Source organism: Streptomyces sp. NPDC028314 (assembly GCF_055565795.1).
In genome coordinates this window covers 205,642-223,723 of the sequence record NZ_JBVHTP010000015.1, presented here as the reverse complement: position 1 = coordinate 223,723, position 18,082 = coordinate 205,642, and the positions used below count along the sequence as shown (strand labels likewise).

The 18,082-nt window shown below is 72.0% G+C and carries 15 protein-coding genes; 10 read left to right on the top strand and 5 right to left on the bottom strand.

What is annotated here, in order from left to right; translation table 11 throughout:
- Positions 1 to 480: 480 nt before the first annotated feature.
- Complete coding sequence (locus ACZ4TG_RS30730; protein ID WP_468168874.1) at positions 481 to 1,155, bottom strand: HAD family acid phosphatase; 675 nt, start codon at positions 1,153 to 1,155, stop codon at positions 481 to 483.
- Between the two features lie 218 nt (positions 1,156 to 1,373).
- Between ACZ4TG_RS30730 and ACZ4TG_RS30725 the strand changes: the two genes are divergently transcribed.
- Positions 1,374 to 2,318 carry an SMP-30/gluconolactonase/LRE family protein gene (locus ACZ4TG_RS30725; protein ID WP_468168871.1) on the top strand — a complete coding sequence of 315 codons (945 nt, stop codon included), beginning with the start codon at positions 1,374 to 1,376 and terminating at the stop codon, positions 2,316 to 2,318.
- A 14-nt stretch (positions 2,319 to 2,332) separates the two neighbouring features.
- Here the strand turns inward: ACZ4TG_RS30725 and ACZ4TG_RS30720 are convergent, their stop codons facing one another.
- Both ACZ4TG_RS30720 and ACZ4TG_RS30715 read right to left on the bottom strand, forming a co-directional pair.
- Positions 2,333 to 3,340 (bottom strand): zinc-dependent alcohol dehydrogenase family protein, encoded by a 1,008-nt coding sequence (locus ACZ4TG_RS30720; RefSeq protein WP_468168868.1) that lies wholly within the window; start codon positions 3,338 to 3,340, stop codon positions 2,333 to 2,335.
- Entirely contained in the window at positions 3,340 to 3,723 is a 384-nt protein-coding gene (locus ACZ4TG_RS30715) for a nuclear transport factor 2 family protein (RefSeq protein WP_468168865.1), read from the bottom strand. Before ACZ4TG_RS30715 ends, ACZ4TG_RS30720 begins: the two co-directional genes overlap by 1 nt.
- Before the next feature lie 121 nt (positions 3,724 to 3,844).
- On the opposite strand from ACZ4TG_RS30715, the gene ACZ4TG_RS30710 reads away from it, so the two are divergent.
- Entirely contained in the window at positions 3,845 to 4,702 is an 858-nt protein-coding gene (locus ACZ4TG_RS30710; RefSeq protein ID WP_468168862.1) for a helix-turn-helix domain-containing protein, read from the top strand.
- On the opposite strand, the gene ACZ4TG_RS30705 is transcribed toward ACZ4TG_RS30710, so the two are convergent.
- Positions 4,699 to 5,571 carry a hypothetical protein gene (locus ACZ4TG_RS30705; RefSeq protein WP_468168859.1) on the bottom strand — a complete coding sequence of 291 codons (873 nt, stop codon included), beginning with the start codon at positions 5,569 to 5,571 and terminating at the stop codon, positions 4,699 to 4,701. The genes ACZ4TG_RS30710 and ACZ4TG_RS30705 overlap by 4 nt on opposite strands.
- Before the next feature lie 146 nt (positions 5,572 to 5,717).
- On the opposite strand from ACZ4TG_RS30705, the gene ACZ4TG_RS30700 reads away from it, so the two are divergent.
- The 7 genes from ACZ4TG_RS30700 (at position 5,718) to ACZ4TG_RS30670 (ending at position 14,594) form a co-directional block, all read left to right on the top strand.
- The gene (locus ACZ4TG_RS30700; RefSeq protein WP_468168856.1) at positions 5,718 to 6,500 is read left to right on the top strand and encodes a S1 family peptidase; all 783 of its coding nucleotides are present in this window, start codon (positions 5,718 to 5,720) and stop codon (positions 6,498 to 6,500) included.
- Positions 6,501 to 6,744: 244 nt separating this feature from the next.
- A complete protein-coding gene (locus tag ACZ4TG_RS30695; RefSeq protein WP_468168853.1) occupies positions 6,745 to 7,401 on the top strand; it encodes a response regulator in 657 nt (218 codons plus the stop codon).
- 88 nt (positions 7,402 to 7,489) lie between these two features.
- Positions 7,490 to 8,653: a sensor histidine kinase gene (locus ACZ4TG_RS30690; RefSeq protein WP_468168850.1), complete on the top strand. Its 1,164-nt coding sequence runs from the start codon at positions 7,490 to 7,492 to the stop codon at positions 8,651 to 8,653.
- Positions 8,654 to 8,742: 89 nt separating this feature from the next.
- A complete protein-coding gene (locus ACZ4TG_RS30685; protein WP_468168847.1) occupies positions 8,743 to 9,063 on the top strand; it encodes a chorismate mutase in 321 nt (106 codons plus the stop codon).
- A 74-nt stretch (positions 9,064 to 9,137) separates the two neighbouring features.
- Complete coding sequence (pepN, locus tag ACZ4TG_RS30680) at positions 9,138 to 11,657, top strand: aminopeptidase N (RefSeq protein ID WP_468168844.1); 2,520 nt, start codon at positions 9,138 to 9,140, stop codon at positions 11,655 to 11,657.
- A 133-nt stretch (positions 11,658 to 11,790) separates the two neighbouring features.
- Positions 11,791 to 13,188 (top strand): pyridoxal phosphate-dependent decarboxylase family protein, encoded by a 1,398-nt coding sequence (locus ACZ4TG_RS30675; protein ID WP_468168841.1) that lies wholly within the window; start codon positions 11,791 to 11,793, stop codon positions 13,186 to 13,188.
- Positions 13,185 to 14,594 (top strand): lysine N(6)-hydroxylase/L-ornithine N(5)-oxygenase family protein, encoded by a 1,410-nt coding sequence (locus ACZ4TG_RS30670; protein ID WP_468168838.1) that lies wholly within the window; start codon positions 13,185 to 13,187, stop codon positions 14,592 to 14,594. The genes ACZ4TG_RS30675 and ACZ4TG_RS30670 overlap by 4 nt, the downstream gene beginning before the upstream one ends.
- A gap of 157 nt (positions 14,595 to 14,751) precedes the next feature.
- Here the strand turns inward: ACZ4TG_RS30670 and ACZ4TG_RS30665 are convergent, their stop codons facing one another.
- Entirely contained in the window at positions 14,752 to 16,551 is a 1,800-nt protein-coding gene (locus ACZ4TG_RS30665; protein ID WP_468168835.1) for a 5'-nucleotidase C-terminal domain-containing protein, read from the bottom strand.
- A gap of 262 nt (positions 16,552 to 16,813) precedes the next feature.
- Between ACZ4TG_RS30665 and ACZ4TG_RS30660 the strand changes: the two genes are divergently transcribed.
- The gene (locus ACZ4TG_RS30660) at positions 16,814 to 18,079 is read left to right on the top strand and encodes a ricin-type beta-trefoil lectin domain protein (protein ID WP_468168832.1); all 1,266 of its coding nucleotides are present in this window, start codon (positions 16,814 to 16,816) and stop codon (positions 18,077 to 18,079) included.
- Positions 18,080 to 18,082 lie beyond the last annotated feature (3 nt).

The following is an 18,082-nucleotide window of genomic DNA, read 5'->3' as shown; positions in this document are numbered from 1 at the left end:
CATGCCCGCCCCGGACCACACCCCACCCCGGCGGCGCCACCGGCACCCCGCCCAGACCGCAGCCAAACCCAGCCCCGCCGGCGCTTGAGGCGCCCCGCAGCAGCCGAGCTGCAAACCTGATCCCGGGGCCAGGGGGACACCCCGAACCCCACCCCCGCCCGGCCAGGGCAGGGGCAACGGCCCGGGGCCACGGGGACACCCCGAACCCCGTCAACGCCCGGCCAGGGCAGGGGTTGCCCACGCAGCGAGGAAGCTCCGGGCCCGGCCCCCTGGCGAGGGGTCGGATCCGGAGCTTCCTTCTTGCGATGGAGTATGACTACCCGCTATATCCACTCGCTGAACCGCAGTCAGCCCATCATGTTGTCCATCGTCTGTTCCGAGGCCGCTGGAGCGGGGCCCGGGGCCGCCGCGGAAGCGGGCCCGGCTCCCGCCAAACACCGCCCGCCGCCGGCTCCGGCACGTGCTCCCCGGCCGCCGGGGTCAGGCGAGCTTGCCGCCGTAGTCCGGGAGTTTGACGGTGCGCTCGGCGTGCCCGCCGACGAGGTCGCTCTCGTTGTTGCCGATGTTGGCGATGATCGTGTAGCCGCGGGCCTCGATCTCGGCGCGCTTGCCCGTCTTGTACGCGCTGACCTGGCCGAACAGATCGGGCAGGTCCCGGACGTAGAGGCCGGAGACGGGGTAGCCGACCGCTTTGAGGTTGCGCTCGGTGAGGGAGTACACGATCCCGGGGCGGGCGGTGACGAAGAAGATCGCCACCCCGCGGTCGTTCGCGTACCGGGTCAGCTCGCGGACCTTGGCGATCGCGGGGGTCGGGGAGGTCCAGAACCAGTGGAAGTCCGTCTCGATCGAGGTGTTGTCGATGTCGAGGACGATTGCCGGCCTCTCGCCGACGGGGGAGGCGGCGATCCGCTGCTCGAGGGCGGGGCGGGCCGCGTCGACGGCGGCGGCCACGTCGCGCTGCCAGGCCGCGTAGTCGATGCCGAGGAACACGGCGTTGCCGCCGGGCGCCGAGGCGGTGACGGCAGGGGCGGCCGGGGCCGGGGCGATGGGGGCCGCCGCGGCGGCGCCGGCGGGCAGCAGGGTCATGACGGCGGCCGCGGCCGCCACGGCGGCGGCGCCTGTGCGGGTGGTGCGGGTGCGGCGGGTAACGCGCATGTGGGGGACGCTCCTCGGTCACGCATTGGCATGTACGTGGCCAGAATCAGGCAGTGCCCGGTCCATGTCTACCGGTCGGTAGGAAACTTTTCGTGGCCGGCCGATGAAGATGTGATCCACAACTCTTCGTTCGGAATCACCTTGTCTTGGTCGTAGATCATCCTGCAATCTTCATATCAGGCCAGATGAGATTCGGTGTGTGTGGGAAAGGTAGGGCCATGACCGGCGAGCGCCCCGCGCTGTACGAGATGTTCGACGACCGGTTCCGTACCGGACGGTGCATGAACGGCGATGACGCGCTGGAGGTCCTGTACACCGGCTGCCGCTGGGCCGAGGGGCCGATCTACCTGCCCGCCTGGCGGCAACTGGTCTGGAGCGACATCCCCAACGACCGGATGCTGCGCTGGGACGAGGAGACGGGCGCCGTCAGCGTCTTCCGCCGCTCCGCCGGGCACACCAACGGCAACACCCTCGACCGCCAGGGCCGGCTGGTCACCTGTGAGCAGGGCAACCGCCGCGTCACGCGCACCGAACACGACGGCACCATCACCGTGCTGGCGGACCGCTGGAAGGGCAAGCGCCTGAACAGCCCGAACGACGCGGCGGTGAAGTCCGACGGTTCGGTCTGGTTCTCCGACCCGGACTTCGGCATCACCAGCGACTACGAGGGCTACCGCGCGCAGAGCGAGATCGGCGCCAACAACGTCTACCGCATCGACCCGGACACGGGCGAAGTGCGGCTGGTCGCCGACTGCTTCGAAGCCCCGAACGGGCTGGTCTTCTCGCCCGACGAGCAGCAGCTGTTCGTCTCCGACACCCGGGCGGGCTTCATCCGGGTCTTCGACGTCCGCGACGACGGCACGCTGTCCGAGGGCAAGGTCTTCGCCGAAGCGGCGGCCCGCGACAAGGCCCGCTTCGACAATCTCCGCTTCGACGACGGCGGCCGGCTATGGGCCGCCGCCATGGGTGACGGGGTGCACTGCTACGACCCCGACGGCACCCTGATCGGGCGGCTCGACGTCCCCGAGGCGGTGGCCAACATCTCCTGGGGCGGCGCCAAGCGCAACCGCCTCTTCATCACGGCGGAGACCAGCCTCTACTCGGTGGTCATGGGCGTCACGGGCACCCACCCGACCGGCCCGGGCCACCGCCCCTGGGCGTAGGGGCCGCTTGCCGGTCAGGGGTTCGCGATGACGACGTTGCCCACGAACCCGCCCGCGCGGTAGTACCGCAGCGCCTCGGGCACCTCGTCGAAGGAGAACACCCGGTGGACCAGGGGCCGCAGCCGCGCGCTGCGCACCGCCCGGTTCATCGCCTCGAACTGGGCCCGGCTGCCCACCGCGAGGGGCCGCAGCACCGCGCCCGCGCCGAACAGCGCCGACGCGCTCGGCGCGGCCGCGGCCGCTGCCAGCGAGTGTCCGACGAAGGCGATCTCGCCGCCCAGCGCGACCGCCGCCAGGGACTGCGGCAGGTCCCCCGCGACGTCCACGACCCGGTCGACGCCGCGCCCGCCGGTGCGGCGGCGCACCTGCGCGCCCCACGCGGGATCGTCCCCGGTGACGACCACCTCGTCCGCGCCGAGCGCGCGCAGCCGCTCGGCCTTGCCGGGCGTCCTGGTGGTGGCGATGACCCGCGCGCCCGCCAGGGAAGCGAACCGGACGGCGAACAGGGACACCCCGCCCGAGCCGAGGGTCAGTACCGTCTCGCCGGGCAGCGGCGGCCGCCCGCCGGTCAGCGCGTTCCACGCCGTGAGCGCGGTCAGCGGCAGGGCCGCCGCCTCCTCGTACGACAGGTGGCCGGGCAGCGGGACCAGCCCCTGCTCGCCGGCCAGCGCGAACTCGGTGAGCACACCGTCGAGCGAACTGCCCAGCTGGGCGGAGTTCTCCGGCGAGAACGGCCCGTCGAGCCAGTCGGGGAACACGGTCGCGGCGACCCGGTCGCCCGGCTCGACCCGGGTGACGCCCGGACCGACCGCGACGACCTCGCCGACCCCGGCACAGCCGGGGACGACGCCGGGCCGCACCGGCAGCGGGTACGTGCCGTCGAGCACCAGGAGTTCGCGCAGGCTGAGCGTCGCCGCCCGCACCCGCAGCAGCACCTGCCCCCGCGCCGGCTCCGGCTCGTCGTGCTCGCGCAGCGTCACTCCGTCGATGCCCGCGCCCGGGCGCAGGTGGTAGCTGCGCATCACGGCGTCTTGCTGTAGCCGAGGGCCTCGACGATCCGGCCGTCGCGCAGGCGCATGAGGTTCACTCCGGCCACCGGGGCGGCCGCGGCGTGGGCCTCGCCGAACACCTCGTTCACCTCGCCGTGGCGGAAGGTGACGCGCCATCTGATGACCGCGCGGTCCCCGGAGGTGAACACCTCCTCGGGGGTGAAGACGGTGTTCTCGTCGGCGGCGAGGGCCTGCCAGAAACCGAGGCAGGCGTCGCCGCCCTCGTAGCGCGTGCCGTCGGGGGCGGGCTGGACGCTCACCATCACGCAGTCGTCGGCGACCAGGCCGGCGAGGAGCTCCGGGTCGTGCCGGGTGAACGCGTCATTGAACTGGGCGATGACCTGGGAGGTCGTCACGGGATGTCTCCGATCGAAGGTCCGGCGGGGTTGACGTGAACGATCGTGCGCCGGGCGGGGACCGCCCACAATTCCCGCCAGGGAATTGCGGGCAGCACGCCCCGTTGCCTAGAACTGCCCCATGACCGCGACGACGCAGAGCACGGACTTCCCCGCCGAACTGCGGCGCTGGCGGGCCTCCCGGCGGCTGAGCCAGCTGGAGCTCGCGGCCCGCGCCGAGACCACCCAGCGGCACATCAGCTTCATCGAGAGCGGCCGGTCCCGCCCCGGACGCACGATGATCATCAGGCTCGCGGAGTCGCTCGGCCTGTCGCTGCGCGAGCGGAACGCCCTCCTGCACACGGCCGGATACGCCCCGGTCTTCCCCGAGTCCGACCTGGACGCGCCGATGCTGCGCCCCGTCCGGGAGGCGCTGCGCGCGGTGCTCGACGGCCACCTGCCCTACCCCGCGGTGGTCGTGCGCCCCTACGGTCAGGTCGTCGCCGCCAACCGTGCGATGGACGCCCTGACCGAGGGCGCGTCACCGGAGCTGCTGCGCCCGCCGGTGAACGTGCTGCGGCTGATGCTGCACCCCCGGGGCATGGGGCCGCGCGTGCTGAACCTGGCGGCCTGGGGCCGCCACGTCCTGGAGAACATGCGCGCCGTGGCCCTGCGCAGCCCCGATCCGCTGCTCGACGCGTTCATCGAGGAACTGCGCGGCTACGTGCCCGCCGCCGACCCGGGTCCCGACCACCTGGGCTTCGCGGTTCCGCTGCGGCTGCGCACCCTGGACGGCCGCGGCGAACTGCGCCTGCTGACCACGCTGACCTCCTTCGCGACGGCCACCGACGTCACCCTCGCCGAACTGCACCTCGAAGCGTTCCTGCCCGCCGACGAGCAGACCGCCGCCGCGCTGCGCGAGCGCGCGTCGCGGGGCCAGGATCAGGACCAGGCACAGGCCCAGGACCAGGCACAGGCCCAGGGCCACGCCCCGTTCTAGGGCTCGCACTCCAGCACCGTGCGGCACAGCCCGCAGCGGGCCCGCAGCCGGCCGCCCACCGCAACCCGCAGCCGCTGCCCGCACACCGGGCAGGGGAAGGCCACCCGCACCGTCCCGTCGGGGCCCCGCTCGAACGGGGGCGTCCCGGCCCGCCGCAGCGCGGCGTGGCGGAGCCGTTCCCGGGTGCCCGCGGCCGCCAGCGGGGCCCGGCGCAGGTCCCGGTCGGCCCGCGCGCGGCCGCGTACGTAGGCCTCGTAGGCCCGGGGGCTGGTGAACCAGGGGGAGGGGTCCTCCCCGAAGAGGCGGGCGCGCTTGGCCAGGACGAAGCCGAACTCCTCCGGGGTGAGGTAGCCGAGCTTCTGGTGGGTCAGCGCGTCCTCGCGGTAGGCGTCGAGCAGCAGCCAGCCGGCCCCGAGGAGGGTGGCGGCGGTGTCGGTGAGGAGCTCGTTCTCGAAGGTGGTGGGGAAGCCCAGGCCCAGGCGGTGCAGCAGGACATGGGTGGTCTCGTGGGCCAGGGCTGCGGCCAGATCGCGCCGGTGGACGCGGAAGCGGTCGTTCACCTCGACGAAGTACTCCGGTCCGGCGGTCAGTTCGACACGGGCCGCGTCGCGCATCGGCTTGAAGGCGACCACCATGCGCGCGTCGGGCAGCCGCAGCGCCCGCACCGTCGCGGAGGCCACCCGATGGGCTCCGAGGTGCAGGTCCTCGTCGGGGCCGAAGGCCGCGTCGGCGGGGGACAGGCTCGTGTCGTAGGCGCGGATCCCCTCGGCCGTCAGGCGCCGGAAGAGGGCCGTGACGGCCTCGCGGACCGTCTCCAGGTGCGGAAATCCATGCTCCACGGGGCTGCCGCGCCCGCTGTTCTGCGTCATGGGGCCCCCATCGCCGAAAGTTGTCCGAAAACGCGTTCTTGAAGTCGACCGTACGTGCGATGTGTCATGGACCCGTCAGTCACTCGCCTCCGGCCACCGCCGGGGGTATCCCCGCACGCACAGCCCAACCCCCCACGAAAGGCAGTGTGTTGACCGTGACCAACCTTGCCGCGATCCTCAAGCGCAGCCTCGCCGTCGGCGCCGTAGCCCTCGCCGCCGTCAGCCTCCAGCCCGGCTCCGCCACCGCCTCCCAGGCGCCCGTCGTCGGCGGAACCCGCGCCGCCCAGGGCGAGTTCCCCTTCATGGTCCGGCTCTCCATGGGCTGTGGCGGCGCCCTGTACACCCAGCAGATCGTCCTCACCGCCGCCCACTGCGTGAACGGCTCCGGCAACAACACCTCCATCACCGCCACCGGCGGCGTCGTCGACCTCAACAGCTCCAGCGCCGTCAAGGTCAAGTCCACCAAGGTCCTCCAGGCCCCCGGCTACAACGGCAAGGGCAAGGACTGGGCACTGATCAAACTCGCCAAGCCCATCAACCAGCCCACCCTCAAGATCGCCGACACCAAGGCCTACGACAACGGCACCTTCACCGTCGCCGGCTGGGGCGCCACCCGCGAGGGCGGCGGCCAGCAGCGCTACCTCATGAAGGCCACCGTCCCCTTCGTCTCCGATGCCAGCTGCCAGAGCTCCTACGGCAGCGACCTCGTCCCCGGCGAGGAGATCTGCGCCGGCCTGCCCCAGGGCGGCGTCGACACCTGCCAGGGCGACTCCGGCGGCCCGATGTTCCGCCGCGACAACGCCGGCGCCTGGATCCAGGTCGGCATAGTCAGCTGGGGCGAGGGCTGCGCCCGCCCGAACTACCCCGGCGTCTACACCGAGGTCTCCACCTTCGCCGACGCCATCAGGAACGCGGCGGCGACGCTCTGACCCGCCCTCGTCCTTCCGGCCGCCGCGACCCCGGCGGAACCGGCCGGAAGGACGAAGCGCAATGCCCCGAATGTACGTAACGTCGGCTGGAGCACCGCGAGGCCGGAACACCGCTGTCCCGGCCCCGCGGCCTCCTCCCGACGGCCCGCCGAGCGGTTGCGGGCCGACGCACGCACCGGTCCCATGGAAAGAATCCGCCTGGGAAGACACCATCGGCAGCGGACGACAGTGGGGCAGGCACGGCATGGCGATCAGAGTGGTCATCGCGGACGACCAGGAGATGGTCAGGACCGGCTTCCGGATGATCCTCGAAAGCCAGCAGGACATCGAGGTCGTCGCGGACGTCGTCGACGGCGAAGCCGCACTCGCCGCCGTCGCCGCGCACCGCCCCGACGTCCTGCTCCTGGACATCCGCATGCCCAGACTCGACGGCCTCGAAGTCACCCGCCGCCTCTGCGGCCAGGACAAGCCGCGCATCGTCATCGTCACCACCTTCGACCTCGACGAGTACGTCCACGCGGCGCTCCACGGCGGAGCGTCCGGCTTCCTCCTGAAGGACGCCAGCCCGGCCATGCTGGTTGAAGCCGTCCGGGCGGCAGCGGCCGGCGACGCCCTCGTCTCGCCCGCCATCACCGTGCGGCTGCTGCGCGAGATGGCCCCCCGCACCCCCGCCAACCAGGCCGCCCGCCGCCCCGCCGAACCGCTCACGGAACGCGAGGTGGACGTCGTACGCTGCCTCGCACGCGGCCTGACCAACGCCGAGATCGCCGGCGAGCTCTTCGTATCGCTGTCCACCGTCAAGACGCACCTGGCCAACGTCCAGACCAAGCTCGACGCCCGCAACCGCGTGGAGATCGCCGCCTGGGCCTGGGAAAGCGGCCTGGCCGCCGGCGCGGCGTGACGCCCGGCCCCCTGGCTCGCCCCCGGCTCGCGGTCCGGCCCCGGCTCGCGGCACCGCGCACGAGCCCGCGTACCGGCGGCGCCGGATCATGAGCCCGCTCGCCTCGTGGGCCCGCCGCCACCCGCACGCGGCCGACTGGATCCGGCTCCTGCTCTCCCTGCTCCTCCTCGCCCTCGTCACCTTCGAAGGCGTCGTCCTGGCCCGCCAGCCCAGCCTCCCGCACGCCGCCGTATGGATCTCCGGCATCCTCGTCTGCCTCAGCGCGGCGCCCTGGCCGGCCATCCCCCTCCTCACCCGCGCCTGGTTCGCCGCCGCCACCACCTGGACCGTCACCCTCCTCCTGATCTTCGGCAACCACCCCCTCGTCGTCTGGGGCGGCGGCGAAGCCATCGCCCTCCTCGTCCTCCTCTCCCAGGTCCTGCTCCGCGCCCCCGCCCGCACCGCCGCCGTCCTCGGCCCCCTCCTCGGCCTCGGCTGCATGGCCGTCCCCGTCCGCGACACCGACCCCGGCCGGTTCACCCTCCTCTTCTCCGTCCTCGCCGTCGTCGTCGGCGCGTACTCCCTCCTCCTGCGCCTGCAGTCCGTCCAGCGCGTGCGCGAGCTGCGCGCCGTCCGCACCGCGGAACGCCTGGAGCTGGCCCGCGAACTCCACGACCTCGTCGCCCACCACGTGACCGGCATCGTCGTCGAGGCCCGCGCCGCCCGCTTCACCAAGGTCTCCGCCGAACGCGCCGCCGAGATCTTCGGCCGCATCGAGACCGCCGGGGACGAAGCCCTCGGCTCCATGCGCCGCCTCGTCAAGATCCTCCGCGAGGACCAGGCCGACGGCGGCGCCGGCACCGCCGCCGAAACCGCCCCCGTCGCCGGCCTCGCCGACATCCGCGGACTCACCGAACGCTTCGCCGTCACCGGCCCGCCCGTGGCCCTCTCCATCGAGGAAGGCCTCGAAACCCGCCTCCCCGGCGACGTCGCCGCCACCGCACACCGCATCGTCCTCGAAGCCCTCACCAACATCGGCAAGCACGCCGCGACCGCCACCGCCGTCCGCATCGGCCTGCGCACCGTCCCCGCAGGCCTCGAAGTACGGATCGCGGACGACGGCGGCCACCCCGCCCGGCTCTCCGAGAACGCCCGGGGCGGCGGATACGGCCTCGCCGGAATGGCCGAACGCGCCGAGGCCCTCGGCGGCTCCCTCACCGCCGGACCCGCCCCCGACGGCGGCTGGCTCGTCACCGCGATCCTGCCGCTCTGACACGGCCCCCACCGGCTCCCGTGGGACCTGCGTCTCACAGACCGACTGGCCGAGGAACCCGCCGCGTCCGCCACGTATTCTCGGGAACCATGAACAACAGCGACATCGACGAGGTCGACGAGAACGTCACCGCCGAACTGGCCCGCCTCAGGGACAGCATCGACAACATCGACGCGGCCGTGGTCCACATGCTCGCCGAGCGCTTCAAATGCACCCAGCAGGTCGGCCACCTCAAGGCCCGCCACCAGCTGCCCCCGGCCGACCCCACCCGCGAGGCCAGCCAGATCGCCCGGCTGCGCCAGCTCGCGGAGAACGCCAAACTCGACCCGGCCTTCGCGGAGAAGCTCCTCAACTTCATCATCGCCGAGGTCATCCGCCACCACGAGACGATCGCCGCGGGCGAGGAATAGAGCCCACGGGGTGCCCGGCCGACCGGCAGGACACCCCCTGGGGCCCGTCCCGCCGATCAGGCAGCATGGGCCCCATGTCCGCACTGACGCGCAACGAAGCGCAGCTCCGAGCCCAGCTCCTCGACGTCCACCACTACGCCGTCACCCTCGACCTCACCACCGGCGACGAGACCTTCGACTCCGCCACCGTCATCCGGTTCAGCGCCCGCACCGCCGGTGACACCTTCCTGGAGCTCAAACCGGACGAACTGCGCTCCGTCGAGCTCGACGGACACCCCCTGGACCCCGCCACCCTCGCGGACGACCGCCTCCCGCTCACCGCACTCACCCAAGGCCCCCACGAGCTGCGCATCGACACCCGCATGCGCTACTCCCGCACCGGCGAGGGACTGCACCGCTTCACCGACCCCGCGGACGCGCAGACGTACGTCTACTCCCAGATGTTCCTGGACGACGTCCAGCGGGTCTTCCCCGCCTTCGACCAGCCCGACCTGAAGGCCGTCTTCGAGTTCACCGTCACCGCCCCCGCGCACTGGACCGTCCTCGCCAACGGCATCACCACCCGCGGCCCCGACCGCCCCTCCGACGGCGCCGGCACCTGGACCTCCGCCCCCACCCCGGTGATCTCCACCTACCTCGCCGCCATCGCCGCAGGCCCCTGGCACAGCGTCCGCACCGAGCACGCCGGACTGCCCTTCGCCCTGCACTGCCGGCAGTCCCTCGCCCCCCACCTCGACCGCGACGCCGACGAGATCCTCTCCATCACCACCGACTGCTTCGACCGCTACCACGAGAAGTTCTCCGAGCCCTACCCCTTCGACTCCTACGACCAGGCCTTCGTACCCGAGTTCAACGCCGGCGCCATGGAGAACCCGGGCCTGGTCACCTTCCGCGACGAATTCATCTTCCGCTCCGCCGTCACCGACACCGAACGCCAGCGCCGCGCCATGGTCATCGCCCACGAGATGGCCCACATGTGGTTCGGGGACCTCGTCACCCTCGCCTGGTTCGACGACATCTGGCTCAACGAATCCTTCGCCGAATACATGGGCTACCAGACCCTCACCGAAGCCACCCGCTTCACCGGCACCTGGACCGAATTCGGCATGGAACGCAAGCCCTGGGGCTACGACGCCGACCAGCGCCCCTCCACCCACCCCGTCGCACCCGCCCCCGAAGCCGTCCCCGACACCGCCTCGGCCCTCCTCAACTTCGACGGCATCTCCTACGCCAAGGGCGCCTCCGCCCTGCGCCAGCTCGTCGCCTGGCTCGGCGAGAAGGACTTCCTGGCCGGCATCAACACCCACTTCGCCCGCCACAAGTTCGCCAACGCCTCCCTCGCCGACTTCGTGGACTCCCTCGCCGCCCACACCGAACGCGACGTCCACGCCTGGGCCGACATCTGGCTGCGCACCACCGGCACCGACACCCTCACCCCCCGCATCGAGGAGAACACCGACGGCTGGACCCTCACCGTCGACCGCGACGGCAGCCGCCCCCACCACATCACCGTCGGCCTCTACGACCACGACCAGGCCGGCGCCGGCGCCTTGGAACTGCGCGAACACCTCGCACTGGACCTCCCCACCAGCGAAGTCCTCTCCGCCGCAGGCCCCCGCCCCGCCCTGCTCGTCCTCAACGACCAGGACCTCGGCTACGCCAAGATCCGCCTCGACGCCGACTCCGTCGAAACCGCCCGGCGCTCCCTCTCGGCCATCCCCGACCCCCTCACCCGCGCCGTCGTCTGGAACTCCCTGCGCGACATGGTCCGCGACGGCGAACTCGAACCCCAGGCCTACCTCGCGACCGCCGAGGCCCACCTGCCCGCCGAGCCCGACCTCGCCATCGTCCAGGGCGTCCTCGCCTTCGCCGCCAGCCACATCGCCGCCTCCTACACCACCCCCGAACACCGCCCCGCCGCCCTCGCCACCATCACCTCCATCGCCGAGGCCCTGCTGCGCCGCACCGACGACGGCTCCAACCCCGGGCTGCGCCTGGCCGCCGTCCGCGTCCGCATCGACAGCGCCGAGGGGCCCGCAACCCTCGCCGCCTGGCTCGACGAGGGCACCGTCCCCGGCGGCCCCGAACTCGACCCCGCACTGCGCTGGCGGATCCTCGCCCGGCTCGCCGTACTCGGCGCCGTCGGGGAGACCGAGATCGACGCCGCCCTCGCCGCCGACCCCAGCGCCACCGGCGAGGAAGGCGCCGCCCGCTGCCGCGCGGCCCTCCCCACCCCCGAGGCCAAGGCCACGGCCTGGCAGCGCATGTTCCACGACGACACCCTGTCCAACTACCTGTTCAAGGCCACCGCCTCCGGCTTCTGGCAGCCCGAGCAGGAAGAACTCGTACGGGACTACGTGCCGCGCTACTACCCCGAAGCCGTAGCCCTCGGCGCCCGCCGCGGCCCCGCCATCGGCCAGACCGCCGGCCGGTGGGCCTTCCCCGGCCACGCCGTCGACGAGGACAACCTGCGGGCCGGCCACGCCTGCCTGGAGGACCCCGAGATCATCCCGCTGCTGCGGCGCACCCTCGTCGACCAGCTCGACGACCTCGCGCGCGCCCTGCGGGTCCGCGAAAACGGCCGACAGGCCTGACCGGCCGACGGCCCCGAACACCCGGCCGAGACCGGGCAATCGGACAAACCCCGGCGGTTACCCCATTCGGGTCTGATCGTTGTGCTGGGCGGGGACCAGGCTGTCCCCGCCCAGCCTCCGCTAAGGACACCGCATGCCCACGCCGCCCGGCACCCCGCCCCCGACGCCCCCGCTCGCCGGCGGCCCCGGCGGCGCCGACGCCCTGCGGCCCCTCCTCGACACCGTCCTCGACGCCCTGCGCAGCGGAACCGCCGAACGCGGCGGCCCCCTCCCCGCCGGCGGCCCCGACACCGTCACCGCCCGCGTCCGAGCCGCACTGGGCGACGTACTCCCCGCCCACGGCACCGGCGACCACGAAGCGCTCCACACCCTCGTCCACACCCTCGCCGCCGGCTCGGCCGACCCGGCCCACCCCCTGTGCGCCGCCCACCTGCACTGCCCGCCGCTCGCCGTCGCGGCCGCCGCCGACCTCGCCGCCAGCGCCCTCAACCCCTCGCTGGACTCCTGGGACCAGGCCCCCGCCGCCTCCGCGATCGAAGCCCTCCTCACCCGCACCCTCGCCGCCGAGCTCTACGACACCCCCCGCGCCGACGCCCTCGTCACCACCGGCGGCACCGAAGCCAACCAGCTCGCCCTGCTCCTCGCCCGCGAACGCCACGGCCCCGGCCTCACCGTCCTCCACGGAGCCAACGCCCACCACTCCGTCCCCCGCTCCGCCTGGCTCCTCGGCCTGCCCCCCACCCGCACCCTCCCCACCCCCGCGGGCACCCTCGACCCCGCCCGCCTCGCCGAAGCCCTCACCCACACCACCGGCCCCGTCCTCGTCACCGCCACAGCAGGCACCACCGACGCCGGCCTCATCGACCCCCTCGAACCCATCGCGGACCTCTGCGACCAGCACGGAGCCGAACTCCACATCGACGCCGCCTACGGCGGTCTCCTCGCCCTCAGCCCCCACCACCGCCACAAACTCGCCGGCCTCTCCCGCGCCCACTCCCTCACCCTCGACCTGCACAAACTCGGCTGGCAACCAGTAGCCGCAGGCCTCCTCGCCGTCCCCGACACCCGCCTGCTGGCCCCCCTCACCCACCAGGCCGACTACCTCAACGCCACCGACGACACCGAAGCGGGCCTCCCCGACCTCCTCGGCCGCTCCCTGCGCACCACCCGCCGCCCCGACGCCCTCAAGATCGCCGCCACCCTGCGCTCACTCGGCCGCGACGGCCTCGCCCGGCTCATCGACCAGACCTGCGCCGCAGCCCATCACCTCGCCGAACTCCTCGACGCGCACCCCCGCTTCGAACTCCACGCGCACCCCACCATCAGCACCGTCCTCTTCCGGCCCACCCCCACGGACGACGACCGGCTCGCAGCCCTGCGCCGCACCCACCTGCACGGCGGCACCGCCGTACTCGGCCGCGCCACCGCCGACGGCCGCCTCTGGCTCAAAGCCACCCTGCTCAACCCCCACACCACGGCGGGGGACCTGCAAGCCCTTGTCACCCTCCTGGAAGGCAGCACCCACCGATGACCTCCCAGCTCGATGCACCCCATGACCTCGTCGGCATCGGCATCGGCCCCTTCAACCTCTCCCTCGCGGCCCTCGCCCACGGCCTCCCGCACCAGGGAACCGGCGAACTCGCCACCGCGTTCTACGACCAGCGCAGAGACTTCCGCTGGCACCCCGGACTCCTCATCGACGGCGCCACCCTCCAGGTCCCCTTCCTCGCCGACCTCGTCACCCTCGCCGACCCCGCGAGCCCCTGGAGCTTCCTCAACTACCTCAAGCACAAGGAACGGCTCTTCCCCTTCTACTTCGCCGAGCAGTTCCACATCCAACGCGCCGAATACGACGCCTACTGCCGCTGGGTCGCCGGCCGCCTCCCCGGACTCCACTTCGGCCACCACGTCGACGCCGTCCGCTGGAACCACGAACGCGACCTCTTCGAAGTCGACTTCACCCAACTCGACGCCGACGGCGAAGCCGAAGCCCTCGGTCGCACCCACACCCGCAACCTCGCCCTCGGCATCGGCACCGCCCCCTTCGTCCCCGAACCCCTGCGCCCCCTCGCCGAAGCCCCCACCGTCCCCGTCATCCACTCCTCCGAGTACCTCGACAACCGCCGGCGCATCCTCGGCGCCGAACACGTCACCGTCATCGGCTCCGGCCAGTCGGGCGCCGAAGTCTTCCTCGACCTCCTACGCGCCCGCCCCGCCGGCCGCGAACGCCTCACCTGGCTCGCCCGCACCCCCTCCTTCGCCCCCATGGAGTACTCCAAGCTCGGCCTCGAACACTTCACCCCCGACTACACCCGCTACTTCCACGCCCTCCCCGAACCCGTCCGCGACCAGCTCGTCCCCGCCCAATGGCAACTCCACAAGGGCATCGACGCCGCCACCATCGCCGCCATCCACGAAGAGCTCTACCGCCGCACCCTCGGCGGAGGCTGGCCCGACACCGTCCTCACCCCCGGAGTCACCGTCCGCACCGCCGGCCGCGTCGCCACCACCAAGGTCGAACTCCACCTCGAACACACCCAGCAGAGCACCCGCTCCCGCCTCACCACCGACGCCGTGATCCTCGCCACCGGCTACCGCGAACGCCCCCTCACCAGCCTCCTCGCAGGCCTCGACCCCTACCTGCGCAAGGACTCCTCCGGCCGCCCCCGCATCGACGACCACTACCGGATGATCCTCGACCCCAGCATCACCGGCAGCATCTACGTCCAGAACGGCGAACGCCACACCCACGGCGTCGGAACCCCCGACCTCGGCCTCGCCGCCTGGCGCAGCGCCGCCATCCTCAACACCCTCACCGGCAAAGAGCCCTACCCCCAGCCCGCCCGCACCGCCTTCACCACCTTCGGCCTCGACCAGCGCGAACACACCCGCCCCCACCCCGCAGGCGAACTCCTCCCCCTGGTCGAACACCCCTGACGCGCCCGCCCCCCCCCGCGACCAGCGCGGCGACAGCGACTCGTCGCCGCCCTCGACGCCGCCGTCCCGGCCCACCTCGTCCGCACCGCCCCCTGAAACCCGGACGGGGCCGGGACCCGCCGCCGCGGACCCCGGCCCCGCGCGGGCCCACAGGTGCCTAGAACACCGGCACCCCGGCCCGCGTCAGACGCCAGTCCACCGAGGCGAACTGCGCCGGATCCACCGTCCCCTTCGCCTTCACCCACTGGATGATCACGTTGCGGATCTCGTCCGAGTTCGCCCACAGCTGCCTGGCCTGCGGAACGTGCGGGAAGTTCCCGCCCCCCGACGCACGGTAGTTGTTCACCGCGAACACGAACCGCGCCGCAGGATCCACCGCCTTCCCCTGGAAGGACAGCCCCGTGATCCGCGACCCCACCGGCTGCGCGATGTCGACGTCGTACGTCAGCCCGTACACCGCGTCGTAGTTGTAGTCCGGAATGCTCTCGGCGTTCGTCAGCTTCGCCGGATCCACCGGCGCCCCCGGCGCCGTCTGCACGTAATACCGCGCCGAGTACTCCAGGTAGTCCTTCAGCTGGGCGCCCGTCAGCAGCCGCGCCTCCAGCGTGTTCTCGAACGGGTACAGACCCGCCGCATCCTTGATCGTCACCTGCCCGGCCGGGATCGCCGCCGTCCGCGAGAAGCACGAGGCCTGCGACAGCACCGGCAGCGCCGCCCACTCCGTACCCGCCAGAGCGGCCTTGACCGTCTCCGCCTGCACATGGTTGATCAGGTCGATGATCGGCACGTCCTTGAACGGACCGTCCGCCGAGGACATCGCCTGCCTCGACGTCCCGATCACCTGGTTCACGTACGCGACGACCTTGCGGTGCTCGTCCGACAGCAACCGGGTGATCTTCGGGTCCTCGGCCACCGCGTTCGAGTTCAGCACCTTCGCCGAAACCCTCGCCACCGACCAGCAGCCCTTGTCCCAGGTCAGCTCGAAGTCGAACAGCGTCAGCCGCTGCCCCCACTTCAGCGGCTCCGACAGCACCACGTCCTTGCCGGTCGCCTTGTTCTTCACCCGGTACTCCGGGATCTCCGTGTGCGCGTGCCCCACCAGGATCGCGTCGATCCCCGGCACCTGCTCCGCCACCAGACCCGCCGCGTTCTCGATGTGCGGCAGCTGGTCCCCGTAGCTCGACGTACCGCTGGAACCCGAATGCGCCGACACGATCACCACATCGGCGCCCATCGAGCGCAGCTTCGGCACGTACTTCGCCGCCTGCTCCTCCAGCCCCGGGAACGTCATCTTCCCCTGCACGTTCGCCTTGTCCCAGATCGCGATGCCCGGGTTCGTCAGCCCCAGCACCGCCACCTTCACGTCCCGCCCGTGCGGGGTCCGCAGCCGGTGCATGCTGTACGGCGCGAACGCCGGCCGCAGCGTCTTCGCGTCCAGCGCGTTCGCCCCCAGCAGCGGGAAGTCGCACTGCTCCTCGAACTTGCGCAGCACGGGAATGCCGTAGTTGAACTCGTGGTTGCCCAGCGCCGCCGCGTCGTACCCGATCGCGTTCATCGCCTGCGCCATCGGATGCACCGGACCCCGGCGCGCCGTGATCGGGTCCACCTTGGCGTAGTAGTACGACAGCTGTGTGCCCTGGATCGTGTCACCGGCATCGATCAGCAGCGTGTTGCGCCGGCCCTTCTCGGCCCGCACCTGGTTCACCAGCGTCGAGATCTTGGCCAGGCCGACGTCGTTGTGCTGCTTGTCGTCGAACTCCTTGTCCGTGAAATAGTCCCAGTTGAAGACATTCCCGTGCAGATCGGTCGTACCCATCACCGTGAACGAGTACGTCCGCGGACCCGGCCCCTTCGCGGGCTGCTGGGCGGCGGCCGGGGTGCTCGTGGCCCCCGTCAGCGCCACTGCCGCACCCGTCGCAGCCGAAGTCCCCAGAAATGTCCTGCGGTCGAACGCCATGCCATCTCCCCTTTTGAGGCGTGAACAACGCGCGTAGATTCTGACCCACGGGTAACAAGCCGCAACACCCCTGCCAGGTTTCGATCCGGTGACCACCGAGCCGCACGGCCGGCGCGCGCGTCTTGACGCGCCCGACCTCATGAGCCTTCAATCAAGTGTTGAACTAAGGCGCCGGGCAAGTGCCCCCACGCGCTCGCCCCCGGCTGCCCCCATCCCCCGACTTGTCATGGGCATGCCCCCCCACATGAAGTGATGTGATCCGATGACCCTGCGCACCACCTGGCGCCACCGCACCGCCTTATGCGCACTCGCCCTCCTCTGCTGGAGCGGCCTCACCGCCCCGCACACCAACGCCGCCCAACCCGACGCCACCACCCGACCCGCCGCAGCCGCCGCCGGCTTCACCGACGAGTTCGACGGACCCGCCGGAGCAGCCGCCGACCCCACCAGATGGCAGACCGAGACCGGCGACAACGTCAACAACCACGAACGGCAGTACTACACGCCGGGCAACCGCAACGCCGCCCTCGACGGCCAAGGCCACCTCGTCATCACCGCCCGCCGCGAAAACCCCGCCAACTACACCTGCTGGTACGGACGCTGCGAATACACCTCCGCCCGCCTCAACACCGCCGGCCGCTTCACCCAGACCTACGGACACATCGAAACCAGACTCAAAGTCCCCCGCGGACAAGGCATGTGGCCCGCCTTCTGGATGCTCGGCAACGACATCGGCCAAGTCGGCTGGCCCGCCTCCGGCGAAATCGACATCATGGAAAACGTCGGCTTCGAACCCTCCACCATCCACGGCACCCTCCACGGACCCGGATACTCCGGCTCAGGCGGCATCGGAGCCCCCTACACCCTCCCCGGCGGCCAGGCCTTCGCCGACGCCTTCCACACCTTCGCCGTCGACTGGGCCCCCGACTCCATCACCTGGTCCGTCGACGGCACCGTCTACCAACGCCGCACCCCCGCCGACCTCGGCGGCCGCACCTGGGCCTTCAACAAACCCTTCTTCCTCATCCTCAACCTCGCCGTCGGCGGCTACTGGCCCGGCGACCCCGACGCCACCACCACCTTCCCCCAGCAACTCGTCATCGACCACGTACGCGTCACCACCTCCACCACCGCCCCCGGCCCCACCGGCCCCATCACCGGCCTCGCCGGCAAATGCGCGGACGTCGCAGGCGCCAACCCCGCCAACGGCACACCCGTCCAGCTCTACGACTGCAACGGCACCCCCGCCCAGCAATGGACCGCGGGCCCCGACGGCACACTGCGCGCCCTCGGCAAATGCCTCGACGTCACCAACGGCGCCACCACCGACGGCACACCCGTCCAGCTCTACGACTGCAACGGCTCCGCCGCGCAACGCTGGACCCTCACCCCGGCACACGACATCGTCAACCCACAGGCGAACAAATGCCTCGACGTGACCGGCAACAACCCCGCCAACACCACCCGCCTCCAGATCTGGACCTGCGGCGGAACCCCCAACCAGAAATGGACCACCCCCACCCCCTGACCG